Source organism: Sphingomonas sp. MA1305, from assembly GCF_016107325.1.
Classification (GTDB): Bacteria; Pseudomonadota; Alphaproteobacteria; order Sphingomonadales; family Sphingomonadaceae; genus Sphingomonas.
In genome coordinates, this window is sequence record NZ_RCVT01000003.1 from 31,619 (window position 1) to 49,274 (window position 17,656).

At 67.4% G+C, this 17,656-nt stretch carries 10 protein-coding genes; 4 read left to right on the forward strand and 6 right to left on the reverse strand.

Features of this window, described 5'->3' with window-relative positions; all coding sequences use genetic code 11:
- Nucleotides 1–6: 6 nt before the first annotated feature.
- Entirely contained in the window at nt 7–3,258 is a 3,252-nt protein-coding gene (locus tag D9601_RS13225; protein WP_232474199.1) for a TonB-dependent receptor, read from the reverse strand.
- 171 nt (nt 3,259–3,429) lie between these two features.
- On the opposite strand from D9601_RS13225, the gene D9601_RS13230 reads away from it, so the two are divergent.
- Entirely contained in the window at nt 3,430–5,355 is a 1,926-nt protein-coding gene (locus D9601_RS13230; protein WP_269769684.1) for a rhamnogalacturonan lyase, read from the forward strand.
- A 60-nt stretch (nt 5,356–5,415) separates the two neighbouring features.
- Here D9601_RS13230 and D9601_RS13235 read toward each other — a convergent pair whose 3' ends face one another.
- From D9601_RS13235 to D9601_RS13255, 5 genes are all read right to left on the reverse strand, one after another.
- Nucleotides 5,416–8,478 (reverse strand): TonB-dependent receptor domain-containing protein, encoded by a 3,063-nt coding sequence (locus D9601_RS13235; RefSeq protein WP_198354533.1) that lies wholly within the window; start codon nt 8,476–8,478, stop codon nt 5,416–5,418.
- 201 nt (nt 8,479–8,679) lie between these two features.
- Complete coding sequence (locus tag D9601_RS13240) at nt 8,680–9,966, reverse strand: oligogalacturonate lyase family protein (RefSeq protein WP_198354534.1); 1,287 nt, start codon at nt 9,964–9,966, stop codon at nt 8,680–8,682.
- Between the two features lie 4 nt (nt 9,967–9,970).
- Complete coding sequence (locus D9601_RS13245; protein WP_198354535.1) at nt 9,971–10,960, reverse strand: alpha/beta hydrolase; 990 nt, start codon at nt 10,958–10,960, stop codon at nt 9,971–9,973.
- Nucleotide 10,961: 1 nt separating this feature from the next.
- A complete protein-coding gene (locus D9601_RS13250) occupies nt 10,962–12,236 on the reverse strand; it encodes a rhamnogalacturonan acetylesterase (protein WP_443024752.1) in 1,275 nt (424 codons plus the stop codon).
- A complete protein-coding gene (locus tag D9601_RS13255; protein ID WP_198354536.1) occupies nt 12,236–13,033 on the reverse strand; it encodes a rhamnogalacturonan acetylesterase in 798 nt (265 codons plus the stop codon). Before D9601_RS13255 ends, D9601_RS13250 begins: the two co-directional genes overlap by 1 nt.
- A 183-nt stretch (nt 13,034–13,216) precedes the next feature.
- On the opposite strand from D9601_RS13255, the gene D9601_RS13260 reads away from it, so the two are divergent.
- From D9601_RS13260 to D9601_RS13270, 3 genes are read left to right on the forward strand one after another with little or no spacing between them, the layout of a single operon-like run.
- Complete coding sequence (locus D9601_RS13260; RefSeq protein ID WP_232474200.1) at nt 13,217–13,867, forward strand: DUF6250 domain-containing protein; 651 nt, start codon at nt 13,217–13,219, stop codon at nt 13,865–13,867.
- A gap of 11 nt (nt 13,868–13,878) precedes the next feature.
- Nucleotides 13,879–16,584: an exo-rhamnogalacturonan lyase family protein gene (locus D9601_RS13265; protein ID WP_198354537.1), complete on the forward strand. Its 2,706-nt coding sequence runs from the start codon at nt 13,879–13,881 to the stop codon at nt 16,582–16,584.
- Entirely contained in the window at nt 16,581–17,621 is a 1,041-nt protein-coding gene (locus tag D9601_RS13270; protein ID WP_232474201.1) for an alpha/beta hydrolase, read from the forward strand. Before D9601_RS13265 ends, D9601_RS13270 begins: the two co-directional genes overlap by 4 nt.
- Nucleotides 17,622–17,656 lie beyond the last annotated feature (35 nt).

Below are 17,656 nucleotides of genomic sequence, written 5' to 3' on the forward strand. Positions count from 1 at the left end.
CCGGCGTCAGAACTTGACCTGCACGCCCGCGAAGAAACGCTGGCCGGGATAATAGACTTCCAACGTACCGATGTTTTTAATGAAGGTCTGCGAATATGCCTTGTTGATATTCTGCATCTCCATGAACAGGCTGTAATGCCATTGCGGGAAGCGGAACGTGACCTTGGCGTCGAGATAGCCTTCCGCCTTGCGATAGATTGGCAGATTACCGTTGGTGCTGTCGGCTACCGTCTGCAGCCAGTCGGAGCGATAGTTGTAGGCGAGGCGGGCGTTGAGGAAGCCCTTGTCGTAGAAGACACTGGCGTTCCAGGTCCACTTCGAGAGGCCCGGATAGTCGTTGAGTGGCAAGCCGGTTGCCGTATTGGTCAGGTTGGTCCGGATGGCGCGCGCCCAGGTGATGTTTCCGCTCGCACCCAGCCCGCTCAGCACGCCCGGCAAGAACGTGAAGGCGGTCTGCGCGCTTGCTTCGATACCGTCGAGCAAGGCGCCGAAGCCGTTGACTGGCTGACGGACCGTATAGGGGATGCCATCCTGGAACAGATCGACGCCGGAGCGGACGACGTTCTGGATGACGAAGCTCTTCTCGAACTTCTTGTAGTAGCCGATGCTGATCAGCGAATCCTTATTGGGATACCAGGCGAGGTTCGCTTCCCACTGGTCCGCGCGATAGGGCTGAAGCGCCGGATTGCCGGCGGTGCAGACGTCATCGGCCGCGGCGACGGTGGCATCGTCGAGGCAGTTGATATTGGGGACGAGGTCGGTGGGCTTCGGTCGGGCGAGGTTCTTCGCCCAATTGGCGCGCAGCACCAGGTTGGGCGTAAACTCCAGCGAAGCGTTGAAGGCTGGCAGGATGTCCGCATAGGTGTTGCGCAGCGACAACTGCTGCGCAGCGAGCACCACCGTCTCCACGCCGCCCGTCGCGGTGAAGCGCGTCACACGGCTGATGTTGGTACCGGTGCCGGCGTCCTTGGTAAAGGTGTAACGGACGCCGGCATTGCCCGTCAGGCGCATGCCGAAGATGCGGGCTTCCAAATTGCCCTGGATGTAGCCGGATGCGATTGTCTCATCGATCAGGACGTTCGGGATCTGCGGCAGGCCATTGGCTTGGCGCACCAGACTCTGGTTGAAGCCTGACAGGTCGTAGAAGATTCCGATCTTCGACGGGTCGAAATTGGCGAACGAAAGCCGGTTCGGGATCGACGATGGGGCACCCTGCAGTCCGCTGAAGAGCGGTGCGCCGCCAGTCTGCGTCCCGAGGGCGGCGATCAGATTGGCATATTCTGTTCGCGTCAGATTGTAGACCGTGCCGTTGACACGCTGGGGGACCGTGGCTGCATTGACGATGTTGGTGGTGTAGGAAACGTTGGCGCTGGTCTGGTATACCGCCGCCGTCGTTCCCGATGCCGGGGTCAGCAGGCGTGAACCGCCGCCGTTATAGCCATAGTAATTGGCCCAGCGGAACTGACCGCCGAAATCGACGCTCTTCAGCGGGCCGAGTTCCGATTCCCACGTACCGTCGAGCTTCAACTGGTTTTCGGTATTGCCCTGATCGGTCGGCCGGTATTGGACGGTCGGGCCGGCCGGCGAGACGTTACCGGCGCGGGTATAATCGGTGTAGATGCTGGGATCGGCCGGATTGACCGAGCTGGGATAGATGAAGATCGGGATGCCGAGGTCATTGCGGCGATCGACCTGCATGCCGGCGATGCCGGTGCTGATCGAGATGAGGTTGGTGTCGCCGATGGTGCGCGATTCGCTGCGCGAGGCGAGGCCCTTCAGCTGGACCCGGTCGAAGTCCCAGTCGAAGCCAGTGATGTAATAGCGAGAGTCCTGATTGTACTGGAAGTCGCGGCGCTGCACGCCGAGGATGTTGCTCGACCCGCTGATCACCGAGCTGCTGACGTTCACCGAATTGAGCGCGGTGGTGTAGCTGGTGACGACGTGGTTGGCGTCGACGGTCGAGGTGCCGAGCTTGACCTGCTGCGTCGAGTTGGCGCCCAGCGACGGATCGAGCTGGTAGCGCTGCACGCGACCCATATCGAGTGCGTAGTTGACGTCCTGCAGGCGCTGGTCGCGGGTGTTGACCTGCGCCTCGACATAGGCGCGGAAGTTGTTGGCGAATTCGTACTGGACGGTGAAGTCGCCCGACAGCCGCTTGTCGCGACGGACGAGATTGCGATAGCGCGGGCCGTTCGGGGCCCAGTCGAAGAACTGGTTTTCGCAGGCCGCGCGCCGGGTCGCGAAGGTCGCGGTCGCCGTGGCGCCGACGTTGGCGCAGCTCGCATAGGTGTTGTAATTGGCGTAGTCGGCGTTCGCGACCGTCTTCTGGTCCGAATGGTCGAAGTCGGCGAGGCGGCTCCAGCCGGTGTTGCTGGCGTAATCCTGGCGCGTGGTGACGTCGTTGTAGGTCAGGTTGAGCAGCACGCCGAGCCGGTCGTTGAGCAGGCGCGGCGCGCCGAGCACCAGCGTGCCGCGCGGCTTCCAGTCCTGCGTCGTGTCGAGATGCTGTTCGGAAAAGACGAGCGTGCCGATCGGTTGCTTGAGTTCGAGCGGCTTGCGCGTCTCGATCAGCACCGTGCCGCCGAGGCCGCCTTCGGTCAGCTTGGCCTGATAGCCCTTGTAGACGTCGATCGACTTGACGAGCTCGGTGGCGAGCTCGCGGAAGTCGCCGGCGCGGCTGCCCAAAGCCGACGATTGGCCGACGCCGTTGATCTCGATCCGGTTAAGATCGGGCTCGACGCCGCGGATCGAGATCTGCGTGCCTTCGCCGAAGTCGCGGCTGAGCTGCACGCCGGTGACGCGCGACAGGCTGTCGCCGACGTTCTTATCCGGGAAACTGGCGATGTCGTCCGCGACGATCGAGTCGACGACGGTGCCGGCATTGCGCTTGCGGGCGATCGCCGACTGCAGCGAGGCGCGGGTGCCGACGACGATGATGTCGCTGGGGTTGGCGGCGGTGTCGTTAGTGCCGGCGACAGTCGCGGTGGTCTGGTCACCCGAGCTCTGAGCGGAATTGTCGCCGACGGTCTCTGAGGGGGTCTTCGGTTCGACAGCGGCGGACGACGGCGCGATATTGCGATCGCCAGGCACGCTGCCCGGCTGCGTGCTGGGCGGCGTCTGCGCCTGCGTCTGCGCCGCGGCGGGGGCGGCGAAGGCGGCGAGCGTCATCGCGAGGACAGATGTGGTCGCCAGCACCTTTGCGGCCGGCAGCGCCCGGCGTTGGGTGTTCACGACAACGGGCGAATTGGGCGCGTGCATCTAAATCCCCTCCTGTGCCGGCGCGACCGTTGTCGTCTTCCGGACGCTGACAGCTCCGATTCATCCACATGATGAACCCATGTTCCGCTTTTTACGTTGCCAAATTCTGAAATGCAATCATGATTGTTGAGACGGGCGGTTCGCATGGCGTTGCCCGCAGGAGGAGGAAACATGAAGGCGAATCAGCGGCTTGCCTGGATAATGGCAAGCACCGGCTTGATCTGGGCGAGCGTCGGCACGGCACAGACCGTGCCCGCAAGGACAGCGGAACGGCTGGACCGCGGCGTCGTCGCGACGCCCGCCAAAAACGGCGGCTGGCTGATATCGTGGCGGTTGCTCGCCAGCGATGACAAGGGCCTCGGCTTCGACGTCTATCGCGACGGCCGCAAGCTCAACCCGGTGCCGGTGACGACGGCGACCGCCTTCGTCGATCCGACCGGCAGTGCCGCTGCGCGCTACACCGTGCGCGCGGCGGGTAGGTCGGGAGCGGACAGCGCGCCGGCGCTGATGGCGCCCAACGGCTATCTGTCGATCCCGCTCGATCCCCCCGCGGGCGGCACGACGCCGGCCGGTGAGGCTTACAGTTATACCGCCAACGACGTCAGCGTCGGCGATCTCGACGGCGACGGCCGCTACGAATTGATCCTGAAGTGGGACCCGACCAACAGCCACGACAACAGCCAGGCCGGCTATACCGGCGACGTCTTCGTCGATGCCTATACGCTGGACGGCAAGCGGCTGTGGCGGATCGACCTGGGGCGCAACATCCGCGCCGGCGCGCATTACACGCAATTCCAGGTGTTCGACTATGACGGCGATGGCCGCGCCGAGATCGCGATGAAGACCGCCGACGGCACGGTGGACGGCACCGGCAAGGCGATCGGCGATGCCAATGCCGACTGGCGCGGCCATGAGGGCGAGGTGCCGCAGCCTGACCGTACCGGTGCGAAGGTGCTGGCGAACGGCACCAAGGTCGCGCCGCTACAGGGCCGCATCCTGAAGGGGCCGGAATATCTGACGGTGTTCGACGGGCGTACCGGCCGCGCCCTGGCCACCGCACCCTATGACCCGCCGCGCTATCCGGGCGGCAACCCGACGTTCGAGCAACTGCGCGACACCTGGGGCGACGGCTATGCCAACCGGTCGGATCGGTTCCTTGCCGGCACCGCCTATCTCGACGGCCGCCATCCCAGCATGGTCTTCGGTCGCGGCTATTATGAACGCACCGTCGTTGCCGCCTGGGACTATCGTGGCGGCAAGCTGACCAAACGCTGGACATTCGACTCCGCCGCCCCCGGCGTGAAGAATTACGACGGCCGCGGCAACCACCAGCTCAGCATTGCCGATGTCGACGGCGATGGCCGCGACGAAGTGATCTACGGATCGATGGCGATCGACGACAATGGCAAGGGGCTGTGGACCGCGCCGCTCTATCACGGGGATGCGATGCACGTCGCCGATCTCGATCCGACCCGGCCGGGACTGGAGAAATGGGGCGTGCACGAGGAGATCAAGCGCAACGGCGGCATCGGCTCGGCGCTGCTCGACGCGCGCACCGGCGAAGTGCTGTGGACGAAGCCGGCGGAAACCGACACCGGCCGCGGCCTTGCCGCCGACATCGACCCACGGCATGTCGGTGCCGAATTGTGGGGATCGAACAGCCGCGACCTGTTCGACGTCCACGGCCGTGCGATCGGTCCGGCGCCGCGGCAGACCAATTTCGCGCTCTTTTGGGACGGCGACCTGCTGCAGGAGCTGCTCGACGGCGCGACGATCAGCAAATGGGACTGGCGGACCGGCACATCAGTGCCGCTGCTCCATCCCGACGGCCTTGCTTCCAACAACGGCACCAAGGCCAATCCCGCGCTACAGGCGGACATCCTGGGCGACTGGCGCGAGGAGGTGGTGTGGCGCACCGCCGACAATCGCGAGCTGCGCATCTACGTCACGCCCTATCCGACCACGCACCGGCTGGTCACGCTGATGCAGGACCCGGTCTATCGCGCCGGTGTGGCGTGGCAGAACACCGCCTACAACCAGCCGCCGCACCTCAGCTACTTCCCCGGCAGCATGACGCCGGGCGACCGGGCGGAGTGACATAAAAAAGGGGGCAGCGGATGCTGCCCCCCTCGAGTGTCGTTCGGTCGTTGCGGCCGATCAGAACTTGAAGCTCGCGCCGGCGCTGAAGTTGCGGCCGACGAGACCGGCATAGTGCCAGCTGCTCAGATAGTTCGGGTTGCTGGTATAGGCGCCTGCCGCGAGCGGTGCATGCGCGTTGGTCAGGTTCTGCACGTTGATGAAGAAGCGGAACTGATCGTTGACCTGCACGCCCGCGTTCAGATCGACATAGATGAACGGACGGACGTAGCACTGGCTGGGGCCGGTCTGGGTCGGCGACAGCGAGTTCTTGCACGACAGATCGATGAAACCGGTGCTGTCCGGCGTGATCTCGTCCGCGGCAACCTGCTTGATGCGACCGACATAATAGGTCGTCGCGGTCAGCGAGTAAGGGCCGGCCTCGATCGTGTTCTGCCAGTTGCCGCGGATGCGCGGCGTACCACCACCCGACGACAGCTCGTAAGGTCCCAGCGTACCGGCATACTTCTGCACCACGCGAACGCCGGCGGCATTCTGCGTGACGAGGTCGAAACGCAGCACATCGGTGACGTCCAGGCGGCTGGTGAAGCGCACGCCATCGGCCAGCGGCACGTTGGCCGTCGCCTGGAAGTCGAGGCCCGAGCTGACTTCATAGTTGGCGTTCACGTAGGGAACGTTGAACACCAGCAGGCGCGGCAGAGCGTTCGGGTTGGACGGATCGGGCGCGTCGATGACGTTGCACGAATAGCCCGCACCCACCGCGGCGAGCGCGTTGCAACCCGCGGTCGAGTTGGTCTGGCTGTAGTAAGCGGCGATGGCGTCGGCGCGACGCGGACCGCTGACGATCAGGTTCGACTTCTTGATGTTGTAATAGTCAACCGACAGGCTGAACCACCGCACCGGCTGGAAGATCGTACCGAGCGTGACGCTACGCGACACTTCGGGGTTGACGTTCGGGTTGCCCGTCGCGCCGCTGCCGATGTTGTAGCTGGTGGTATAGGACGCATTGCCCGGGTGCGCGGCGACGAAGCTCGCCGGCGGCGTGAACGACGAGAAGCCAGCGTAGCTGCTGCCCGGGTTGCTTTCCGCAAACGTCGGCGCGCGGAAACCTTCCGCATAGGTGCCGCGGAACGAGATCTGCTGGACCGGCGTGAACTTGACGCCAACCTTCGGCGAGAAGTGGTTGTAGCCTTCCGAATAGTGATCGTACCGGCCCGACACGTTGACGTCGAGAGCCTTCACGATCGGTGCGTCGATCTCGAAGAAGCCAGCGGTCACGGTGTGGCGGCCGGTCGCCGACGACGTGTTGAGCGCGTAGAAGTTCAGGCCCGCGTTCTGGTTGCGGTTGAGCAGCGTCTCGCGACGCACCTGGCCACCGATGGCGAAGTTCAGATCACCGCCGGGGAGCGCGAGCACCGCCTTGGTGATCGAGCCGTCGATCGCCGCCGTCGTCGAATAGGACTTGGTGGTGACGTCGGGCGAGATCTGGTTGCGCACCGCCTGCGTGTTCAGCTGCGGATTGACGAAGTTGTAGGCGCCGGTGTTGATCGCGCGCAGCAGGCCCTGGATGTTGAGCGCGCCGTGCTGCGTGACGCTGAAGTCGTCGCGAGCATAGACGCCGTCCAGGCGGAAGCCGAAGCCGTCGCCGAAGGTGCCGGACACGCCCGTCGTCGCGCGATAGACGTTGACGTAGCGGTCGCTGCCGCCGGGGATGTCGCCGAACAGGTAGAAGATGCGCGCCGCACCCTGGCCCGGGTTGGCAGCATAGGCCGCCGCATAGGGGTTGTTCGGGTTGAGCTGGCGATCCGTCGCCGTGGCGCAGTTCGTACCGGCCGAGCAGATGTAGACCGGCAGGACGATGCCCGGGTTGCTCGACGCGAGCGCGGCCGAACCGCCGAACGGCTGCGTCTGCCGGATATTCGACGGCGCACCCGTGATGCTGACTTCCGAGCGCGAGAAGCTGCCGGTGGCATAGGCTTCGATGTTGTCGGCCAGGCGGACGCTGAGGCGGCCAGTCGCCGAATAGCGCTGCTGACGCGGCTGGATGATGTTGTACTCATCCGCAATGTTGTGCGCGCAGCCGGTGCCCTGCGCCGCGCCCGAAGTCACGGTGAAGGTGCCGTAGGGGCAGCTGTTCGGGTTGAGCAGCTGGTAGTTCGGCGTCAGCGGCGTGCCGATGCCGCCGGCGAGCGGGTTGTTGAGGTCGGACTGTCCGACGCGGACAACCACCGCCTGCGGGTTCGACGTCGTCAGCGAATCGTCGTTGCGATTGCGATCGGTCAGGCCGCTCGGACGCAGGTCCAGCGTGTTGAACGGATAGCCGCGCGAGTTGTTGGTGATGTACCCGTCGTACGTGTATTCGCCGTTCAGGTAGAAGTTGAAGCCCTGCTCCTGATAGTCGCCGTAGCCAGCAGTCATCGTCGCGCGATAGTGCGAACCGTCGCCCTTCTCGGTGGCGCCGCCCTGGGCGGAGGCTTCCAGGCCCTTGAAATGCTTCTTGGTGATCAGGTTGACGACGCCGCCGATCGCGTCCGCGCCGTAGGTCGAGGACGCACCGTCCTTCAGCACTTCGACGCGGTCGACGATGCTGAACGGGATGGAGTTCAGGTCGACATAGGCATTGTGGCCGTCGTCGTTGAGCGGGAAGTTCGCCGAACGCAGACCGTCGATCAGCACGACCGTCGACGACACGCCGAGGCCGCGCAGCGACACCGCGGCACCGCCGGCCGAGAAGCCATTACGGAAACCGGTCGAGATCGAGCCGGCGCTGTCCGCCGAGACCGAACGGATCGCGTCGTTGACGGTAGTGATGTTGGCGCGCTGCAGCGTCTCGGTGGTGAGGACGGTGAGCGGCGACAGCGAGGTCGCGTTGGAATTGCGGAACAGGGTGCCGGTGACGACGATGTCGCCGCCCTGGCTCTGGTTCGACTGCGCCGCCGGCGCGGTCGATTCTTCCTGGCTTTGAATGTCCTGCTGAGCCGGCGTTGCGGGCGTGGTCTGGTCCGTGGTGCTTTGCACCGGAGCCGTCGACTGCGCATAAGCCGGCGCGGCGAATGCGGTCAGCAGCGCGGCGGTCGAGATACCGTGGCGCAGCGTAGACAGCGCCGAACTAACGATCGTCATGATTGCATCCCCTATCGTGCAACCGCATCCGTTTTGGACTGTCGATTGCCAGCGCCCTCAGCGGGCGGATGATGGGGAAATGACGGGTTTGTAACGGAGTGTAAACACACAGAAACGATGCCGAGATAAATCGGTGCGACGTTGTTGCTGCTCCGCCACAGTGTGACTTTGTCGAACTTGAATATACGACAGCAAACGTGACTAACTATTTGTGTTGATCTCCACCGCGTAGATCGCTGGCGCGCCCTGGATGTTGGCGCGGAAGATCAGCCACTTCCCATCCGGGGAAAAGCGCCCGTTGGGTTCCAGCTTGTAATCCTGCCGGCTCATGTCGACGAGCTTGTCGGCCTGGAACGTGCCGGGCTGGATCAGATTCGCGGCGTCGGCGGCGTGGATGCCGGCGACGTCAGGAATCGCGCGCGGGTGGAACAGATAGAGATATTTGCCGTCCGGCGCATGCGCGACCATCTCGTTGTCGCCGCCGTCGCCGGAGAACAGTCGGCCATCTTCGGACACGTTATAGTGCACCGACCATTCGTTGCGGTCGAGGTGGTACCAGCGCCGCCGGCCGTCGGCGACGTCATAGCCGGCCAGCCAGAAATCCTCGCCGCGCGGGGTCTGGAGATCGTACCAGATCGTCTTGCCGTCGGGCGACCAGAATTCGTGGCCGGCGATCTCCATGTTCATCGTGCGCGTGTGGATCTTGCGGTTCTGGCTGCCGTCGGTGCGCACCGTCCAGATCCGATCGACCTTGTGCCACGGCCCCTCATGGCAATACATCAGCAGCGTCGGATCGGTCGGCGAGAATTGCAGGTGGTTGAGCCAGTCGGTCGACCGGATCACCGACCGCCGCGCACTGGTCGCGATATCGACGGTGAAGATCTCCATCGGGATGCGCGCTTCCAGCCGGTCGTTCAGCCGCACCTCCTTCGCCTCGGCATAGGGCAGCGGCTTGCCATCGGGGCCGAGCGCCGCATAGGCGGCCTGATCGGTCTTGGCGTCGCGCCCCTTGGTGCCGGGTTGCAGCTCCATCTGGCGGGACGCGATCTGGCCGGCGAGCAGCGTCTCGTCGGCGTTGATCGTGTCGATCTGGCTGCCGCGCGGCACCTCCGCGACGCGGCGCACGGCGCCGGTGTCGATCGCGCAGGCCCAGATCGTCGTCACCTCGCCCCGCGTCTCGGCAAAATAGGCGGTACGCGTCTTATGGCCGGCGAACAGCAGGTGGATGCCGGGGCGGGCCAGGATCGCCCGCGTCTTCCAGGTCTTGAGGTCGAGGACGGAGATGCCGGCCCCGGTCTGGAAGATCATCAGGTCGCCCTGCGGCGTATAGGCGTTGTAGTTGAAATAGAGCGCGTAATTGCCCGGCGCATCGCTGATCCGGTGGATGCGGTGGCCGGTCTTCGCGTCCGTCCAGTCGGCGGGGCCGGACACCTGTGCCGTAGCAGCGGGTGCGGCGATCAGGGCAAGGGCAAGGGCAATCGAGCGCATTGGGTCAGGCCTTCGGCGAAGCAGCGGGGGGCAGAGCGGCGGGCCAGCCGTGATCGCCGGCCCAGGCGGTGAACTGGTCGATCCAGGGGACGGGGCTGCCGTCACGATGCGGCGCGGGCGGACCATGGCCGCCGCGCTCGTAGACGACGAGGCTGGCCGGCACCTTCGCCGCATGCAGCGCCTGGTACATCAGGATGCTGTTGGCCATCGGCACCACGGGGTCGTCGCCGTTGCACGCGACATAGGTCGGCGGCATGTCGGCGGGCAGGTCGAGCTCGGCGGAATAGCGCCGCTGCCAGGCCGGATCGGCGGCGTGACTGCCGAGCAGCTCGCGGCGCGACTGGGCGTGGACGCCGGCATCGCCCATCGTGATCACCGGAAAGAACAGGCCGGCGACATCCGGTCGCGCGGACAGGCGATCCGCCGCATCGACGGGCTGATAGACGGACAAAGCGGCGCGGCTCGCCAGCCGGGCGGCGACATGGCCACCGGCGGAAAAGCCGGTGGCGGCGACGCGCGTCGGGTCGACCGTCCATCGGCTGCCGGCGCCGGCGCGGATCAGCCGCATCGCGCGCTGCGCGTCCTGCAGCGCGACGTCGGGGCCGGCCGCCCAATCGTCGTGCGGCAGGCGGTAGAGCATCTCGAAGGCGGTGATGCCGCGGCTGGCGAAGTCGCGGGCGATGCTGCCGCCGGTCCGGCCGACCGCGACCCGCGCATAGCCGCCGCCGGGACAGATCAGCACCGCGGCCCCGTTCGGCCGGGCAGGGCGCACCACCGTCAGCATCGGCACGCCGACATGCGGCCAGGCGATGTCGTCGGCGCCGCCCGTCGCCGAGCGCTCGACCCATTGGTCGGCGACGCCGCCGGTGGGCGCACCGGGTGGCGTGCCCGGCCAGAGCGGGAAGCGCTCCACGCTTGCCGGTTCGGCGGCGAGCGCAGGGATCGGCAGCATCGCGGCGAAACCACCGGCCAGGATCGTGCGGCGTGTCGTCATGTCAGTTGCCATCCGGTCGGGTGGAATCGTGGGCGCTGCTCGGCGCCAGGCGGAAGCTCTCGGGTGTAGGCGGATGCGCCGGGTCGAAGGGGGCGGGGTCGTCGCGCAGATGTCTTCCCACCGGCTGTCCGGCGAGCCCGCCGGCGACGATCCGCGCCAGCACCCAGGCGCCGTAATTGTCGTGGTGGGTCGCGTCCTTGCCGCCGTCGTTGAAGGCGAGCGGCGCGCGCGCCGGTCCTAGCGCCTCGTAGAAGGTGATGGTCGCGGCGTTGAGGTCGATGACCGGCACCGTCTCCTCCGCACCGACGGCGCGGACGGCGGCGGCGTAATCGGCGAGCGTCGGCTTGATCCGATCGCCGGTCCACATCCGCCGTTCGGGCGAGGTGACCAGGATCGGCGTCGCGCCACGGCGGCGCAGCTCGGCGATATAGGTGCGCAGATAGTCGCGATAGGTGGTCGCCGCGGCGGCATAGGTCTGCGGCCAGTTCGCTTTCTGGTCGTTGTGGCCGAACTGGATCAGCGCGACGTCGCCGGGCTTCACCGATTCCAGCACCTTGGCGAAGCGCAATTCGGTGATGAACGACTTCAGCGTCTCGCCGGATTCGGCATGGTTGGCGACCGCGATGTCGGGCTTCAGGAAGACGGGGAGCATCTGTCCCCAGCTCGCCGCCGGCTCCGCGCCTTGATCGGTGACGGTGGAATCACCGAGCAGGAAGATGGTCGGCACCGCGACCGGCGCGATCGTCACCGCCTTCGGCAGGTCGCCGAGGAGTTCGAGCGTCAGTTTGTCGTCCCAGCTGAAGCTGCCGATCTCGCGTGGCTTCAATCGGACCCGATCGCCGCCCGGCGCATTGGCGGGGGGCAGGGCGAGGCTGGCGTCGCGGACGTTGACGATGATGTCGCGCGTGACTGTGCGTCCCGCAGGCGCGCGCACCGCGTCGAGCATCAGCCGGCGCGATTCCGCCTTCACCGTCGTCTCGGTCGCGACCGTGCCGCCGAAGGTCAGCGTGACGCGGTAGTTGCCCGGTGGGACGGCGATCGAGAAGAGCGTGCCGCCGCCGGGTTCGAAGCCATAGCCGTCCGCATACCGGCGCCCCCGCGGCGCGGCGGTGCTCCCCGCGGCGGCGCTGTCGGCGAAGACGAAGCGGCGCGGTGCCATTGCCCCGCGAGTGCCGACTTCGGCCGGCGATGGCGCGCGCGCTTGTTCGCCCGTCGACCCGGTCTGCGCCGGCGCAGCGAAAGACGGCGTCGCCATCATGGCCGCCGCCAGCATCATCAGCCGCACGTCGGGCTGCCGGCCGGACTGGTGCGGGTCAGCGCCGGGACGTGCGGCGTGACGTAGCGGGCGATCGGCAGGTGCGTCGCCTTCAGCCCGACCGCGACGAGATCGGCGACATGGCGCGCGCCCAATTCGCTGAAATGCGTGTCGTCGGACACGCCATTGGGATAGCCGGGCGCCCCCGCCGCGCCCTCATAATGCAGATAATAGGCCTTGGCCGCCTCGGCGCCGGTCGCCTGCACCCAGGCCTGCGAGCTCTTGCCGAGGTCGATCAGCGGCGTGTGCGTCGCCTTCGCCACGCGGCGCGCGGCGTCGGCATAGGTCGGGAAGCTCGGCTGTTCGACGCCGTCCTTGAAGTCGCGGCGGGCGACCGGAGTGATGATCACCGCCTTCGCGCCGGCTTTCTTGGCGACGTCGAGGAAGCGGTGCAGGTTCGCCTCATATTGGTCGATCGTCGTATAGCGTTCGGGCTTGTCGATGCTGGCGTCGTTGTGGCCGAACTGGATCAGCAGCGTGTCGCCCGGCCGCAGGTCGGCGGCGATCTTGTCGAGCCGGCCCTCGCGGATGAAGCTGTTGGTGCTGCGGCCGCCGATTGCACGGTTTTCGACCGTGACGTTGTCCGCGACGGCACAGCGCAGCATCGTGCCCCAGCCGGACTGGGGATATTTGTCGGCCTTGTAATCCTGGGCAGTCGAGTCGCTGGCGATGAAGATGCGCATCGGCTTGGGTGCCGCCGCCTGCGATCCCGTCACGGCCAGCAGCGTCGCCGCGCCAGCGATCAGCCCGAACCTCATGCCCGTCTCCTCATCCTCTTGCCGCCATCATGCGCCCCCCAGGACGTGCTGACAACTCCCAATAATTGAGATGAGAAACGATATTACGGGATAGGCTTGGCAGCCTGTCCTATCGCGCCTATGCAGTCGATCATGCTCCAACGTGGGCGGGGAGGTATGGCGTTGCGCAGGATGGCGACCCTGATGGCATGGACGGCCCTTGCCGTTTCGTCGGCCGCCGGCCTTGCTGCCGACTATCCGAGCGCAAGTCTCGCACGCCACTGGCGGATCGAGGCGGAATCGCCCGACACGCGGATCGCCGAGCGCCGCGGCGTCATCGACATCGACACGCCGAAGGGCGTCACCCTCTGGTGGCGTACGCCGCTGAAAGGCCGGGTCACGATCAGTTTCGAGGCGATGGCGGTCGCCGCCGGCGGTCCGAACGACAAGGTCAGCGACCTCAACGCCTTCTGGATGGCGCAGCAGCGGGACGGCGGATCGGTGCTCGACCATCCCCGCTCCGGTGCCTTTGCCGCCTATGACGACATGAAGACCTATTATGTCGGCATTGGCGGTAACCGGAACACGACGACGCGCTTTCGCCGCTATGTCGGCACGCCGGGCGTGCGGCCGCTGCTGCCGCAGCACGATCTGTCCGCGCCAGCGGCGATGCTGGTCCCCAATGTCTGGACGCGCATCCGCCTGATCGCCGACGACGGCCGGATCGCGGTGGAGCGCGACGGCAAGCCGCTGTTCGCGCTCGACGATGCCGAGCCCTATACGCACGGCCACCTCGGGCTGCGCACCACCTACAGCCATTTGCGCATCCGCCACCTCGTCGTGACGCAGCGCTGAGGAGACCGCCGATGCACCTGAACCGTCGCGACACGATCCGGGCCGGCCTGCTCGGCGGGGCCGCCGCCCTGTGGCCCGAAGCGGCGTTCGCCGCGCCCGCGGCGGCGATCCGGCCCGCCCCGGTGCGCTGGATCGACGGCGCCGCACCCGCGATGCAGCCGGGGCAGACGTTCGGCGTCGCCTGGCCGCGCGGCGCGGTGAAGAAGGGGACGTCGCTGAGCGTGCGCGATGCCGCGGGCGGCGCGCTGCCGTCGCAGGGATGGACGACGGCGACCTGGCCGGACGGGTCGATCAAGTGGACGGCGCACGCGCTGCCTGCGGATGTCACCGCCGAGCGCCTTGTCGTCGCGCCGGGCCGCGCCGCCGCGCCCGCCACGCCGGTCAGCGTCAGCGAGAGCGCCGATGCGGTGACGATCCGCTGCGGCGCGCTGCGCTGGGAGATCGGCAAAAGCGGTGCGGCGCTGATCCGCCGCGCGCTACAGGGCGACCGGCAGGTGATCGGCCCGGTCACGCTGGTCGGCGCGGTCAAGAGCGATCCCGACCATGGCGAGGCGATGCCGTTCACCGGCGCGATCGATCGCGCCACCGTCGAGCAGCGCGGGCCCGTGCGCGCCGTGGTCAAGATCGAGGGGATGCATGCCGCCGGCGGCCGGCGCTGGCTGCCCTTCACCGTGCGCCTCTACGCTTATGCCGGGTCGCCGGCGCTGCGCATCGTCCACAGCTTCGTCCACGACGGCAATGTCGCCAAGGATTTCGTCGCCGCGCTCGGCGTGCGCACCAGCGTGCCGATGGCCGGCGCCCTGCACGACCGCCATGTCCGCATCGCCACCGACGGCGCGATGTTCGCCGAGGGGGTGCGTCCGCTCACCGGCCTGCGCCGCGATCCGGGCGAGGCGTTCCGCGCCGCGCAGATCGCCGGCAAGGCGACGCCGCCGCTGAGCGAGATGGCGAAGCCGGTCGCCGCGACGCTGGAACGGATCGCCGCCTGGGACGGCTTCCGCCTCGAACAGCCCAATGCGCACGGCTTCACCCTCACCAAGCGCACCGCACCGGGCCAGGGCTGGGTCGATGCGCGCGAGGGCGGCCGCGCGCACGGCCTCGCCTATGTCGGCGGGCCGCAGGGCGGCGCCGCGATCGGCCTGCGCTATTTCTGGCAGCGTCACCCGACCGCGCTGCATATCGACGGCGCGACCGGCGATGCCGCCCAACTGACCGCCTGGCTGTGGTCGCCCGAGGCGCCGGCGATGGACCTCCGGCCCTATCACGGCACGATGGGGATGGAGAGCTACGACGCGCAGAACCAGGGCCTGTCCGTCACCTACGAGGATTACGAGCCGGGCTGGGACGATGCGTCGGGGATTGCACGCACCAGCGAGCTGATGCTCTGGGCGCTGCCCGCCACGCCCGAAACGCCGGTGCTGCAGCAGATGGCGGCGATGCAGGCGCAGCCGCCGCAGCTGATGGCGGACCCGGCGCATCTCCACGCCGCCGGCGTCTTCGCCGATTACGGCCTGCCTGACCGATCGACGCCGAACCGCACTGCGATCGAGAACCAGCTCGTCAATCTGATCGACTTCTACATCGGCGAGGTTGATCGGCGGAACTGGTACGGTTTCTGGAACCACGGCGACGTCATGCACACCTATGACTCCGACCGGCATGTCTGGCGCTACGACATCGGCGGCTTCGCCTGGGATAATAGCGAATTGTCGCCCGATCTGTGGCTCTGGTACCAGGCCTTGCGCACCGGCGACGCACGGACCTGGCGCTTCGCCGAGGCGATGACGCGCCACACCGGCGAGGTCGATGTCTACCATCTCGGCCGGTTCAAGGGGATGGGCACGCGCCACGGCGTGCAGCATTGGAGCGACAGTTCGAAACAGCCGCGGGTCAGCAACGCCAGCTATCGCCGCATCTTCTATTATCTGACCGCCGACGAACGCGTCGGCGACCTGCTGCACGAGCTGATCACCTCCGACCAGACGCTGACTCATGTCGAGATCGGGCGGAAGGTGCCGGGCAACAAGCGCCCCGTGCTGCCACCCGGCACGATCGAGATGACCTTCGGCACGACTTGGTGCCCGCTCGCCGCCGCCTGGCTGACCGAATGGGAGCGAACCGGCGACACGCGCTGGCGCGACCGGATCGTCGCCGGCCTCGACAGCATCGGCCGGCTGCCGCACGGCTGGCTCACCGGCAGCGCACCCTTCGACCTGGCGAGCGGCCGCTTCATCGACCAGAACCGCCCGATCAGCCTGTCGCACCTCAATGCCGTGTTCGGCGCGGTCGAGGTCAGCGCCGAGCTGATCCGATTGCTCGACGTGCCGCGCTATCGCGCCGCCTGGCTGGAGTATTGCCGCTGGTACAATGCGCCCAAGGACCAGTTCCTGGCCAAGTTCGGCCCGCCCTTCGGCCCGCGCAACCTGCGCGAAGGGCATTCGCGGCTGACTGCTTATGCCGCCGTGCAGGAGAAGGACGCAGGCCTGGCGACGCGCGCGGCAGAGGAGTTCCTGTCGGGCGATGCCGGTCTCGGTACCTGGCCTAACGATCCGCGGCACATGGTCGACGGGGTGCTGGAATGGCCGATGGTGTCGACCAATGCCTCGGCGCAATGGGGGCTTGCCGCGATCCAGAATCTGGCGTTGATTCCGGACGCGCTCGACCGCGGCACCATCCGGCCGCCACAGGCGCGGCGTGGCGGGGGAGATGCGGGATGATCGACCGACGTGGGCTGATCGCCGGTGCGCTGGCGGCGGTGCCGATGGCGAAGCTGGCGGCACTGGCCCCCGATCGCTTCGCCCCCGATCGCTTCGCCGCGGTCGATCCGGAGATGGTGGCGGAACTGCGCCGCCGGCCGGAGATGACGGTGACCGCCGCCAATCTCGATGCCTTCCGCCACCGTCGCGGTGTCGCGCCGCTACGCCCGCCGCCGCCGTCGCCGCTGTCGGCCAAGCCGCCGGTGGAGCGGATCGTGCCGGGCCTGCCCGGTCAGCCGGCGGTGCGCACCGTGCAATATGACGGCGCGCCCGGTCGCAAGGGGCGCGGCGCGGTGGTCTGGATCCACGGCGGCGGCTATGTCTCCGGCGGCGCCAGCATCCCCGGTGCGCTGGCCGCCGCGGCGGAGGCGCATGGCTGGCTGATCGTCTCGGTCGACTATCGCCTCGCCCCGGAAGCGCGCCAGCCGCAGTCGCTGGCGGACAATTATGCCGCGCTACGCTGGGTGCACGACCATGCCGCGGAACTGGGCATCGACCGCACGCGGATCGCGATCGGCGGTGGCAGCGCTGGCGGCGGCCATGCCGCGATGCTGGCCCTGGCGGCGCGCGATCGGGGCGAGGTGCGCCTCGCCTATCAGGTGCTGATCTACCCGATGCTCGACGATCGCACCGGCAGCACGCGCGCCGCGCGGCCGGGAACGGGCGAGTTCATCTGGACGCCGGCGGCCAATCGCTTCGGCTGGACCGCGCTGCTCGGCGTGCCGGCGGGCAGCGCGCGCGTGCCGGCGAATGTCGTACCGGCGCGGCGGGCGGACCTTGCCGGTCTGCCACCCGCGTTCATTGGGGTCGGGACGCTCGACCTCTTCCTCGACGAGGATCTGGCCTATGCCGGTGCGCTCACCGCCGCGGGCGTGTCGGTCGACCTGGCCGTGGTGCCGGGGGCCTATCATGCCTTCGACGGCGTCGCTCCGTGGGCGCGGGCATCGCAGGCGTTCACCGCCCGCTGGATCGACGATCTGACCCGCGCGCTGAGCTGATCCCCCCGCTGAGGGGAGAAGGGCGTTGCCCTGCC